Origin of the sequence: Microbacterium sp. Leaf351, assembly GCF_001423825.1 — a bacterium.
GTDB classification, from domain to species: Bacteria; Actinomycetota; Actinomycetes; order Actinomycetales; family Microbacteriaceae; genus Microbacterium; species Microbacterium ginsengisoli.
On sequence record NZ_LMPK01000002.1, the window covers coordinates 120,920 to 122,072 of the forward strand.

Annotated in this window: 1 pseudogene; it reads right to left on the reverse strand. The window is 67.7% G+C overall.

What is annotated here, in order from left to right:
* Nucleotides 1–83 precede the first annotated feature (83 nt).
* Nucleotides 84–1,153: pseudogene (locus tag ASG00_RS16185) on the reverse strand (amino acid permease); the annotation flags it as partial.

The following is a 1,153-nucleotide window of genomic DNA, read 5'->3' on the forward strand; positions in this document are numbered from 1 at the left end:
GGCGCGCAGGGCTGCCAGGTCGGGCACGAGCGACGTCATCCCTCCAGGCTACGCCGCGTGAGGACGGCGGGCGCGGCGGCGTCTCAGTCGCGACCGCGGGCGCCGGGCAGCGACCCGACCGTCGGCTCGGTGCCGCGACCCGCGCGCTGCTGACCCGGGAGCGGGCGGGAGCGACGACCGTAGATGAGCTCCGACGAGTCGAGCATCCACGGCACGAGAGTGATCGAGACGCCGTGCACGAGCATGAGCTGCTGCGCGATGCGGCGCGAGCGCCGGTTGTGCAGGAAGTTCTCCCACCAGTGACCGACGATGTACTGCGGCAGATAGACGGTGACGACGGCGGGGCCGTACTTCTCACGGTACTTCTCGATGTAGCCGACGATCGGTGCGACGTAGGCGCGATAGGGCGAGTCGAGGATGACCAGGGGCACCGGCATCCGGTGGTCGACCCATTCCTTCTGGATGTCGTCGCCGCTCTCCTTGGTGAGCGCGACGTGCAGCGCGATCGTCTTGTCGTGGCGTGCGGCGAGCGCGTAGTCGAGAGCCTTCGCGACCGGCTTCTGGAGCTTGCCGACCAGCACGATCGCCACGTCACCCGCGGAGCCGAAGTGCACATGGTCGTCGAAGCGGATCTCGTGCTCGACATCGCGGTAGTACCGGTTCACGCCGATCATCAGCAGCGACAGGATCGGGATGGCGAGGAAGACGAGCCAGGCGCCGTGCACGAACTTGGTGATCGTCACGACGATGAACACGACCGCCGTGAAGCCGGCGCCCATCGCGTTGATGACCAGGCCGTTCCAGATCTCGCGGTGCGTGAAGCTCGCGGACTTCTGCGCCCGTGCTTCGGGCGTGAGGGACTTCAGCTTCTTCAGCTCGCGCCGCCAGTGCACGACCATGCCGGCCTGTCCGAGCGAGAAGGACACGAAGACGCCGATGATGTACAGCTGGATCAGTGTCGTGAGGTTCGCCTGGGTGACCGCGAGCACGATGATCGCGGCCAGGCCCAGCGCGACCATGCCGTTCGAGAAGACGAGACGGTCGCCGCGGGTGTTGAGGGCCTTGGGTGCGTAGCCGTCGCGGGCGAGGGTCGCACCCAGCAGCGGAAAGCCGTTGAAGGCGGTGTTCGCCGCGAGCAGCAGCACCGCCGCGG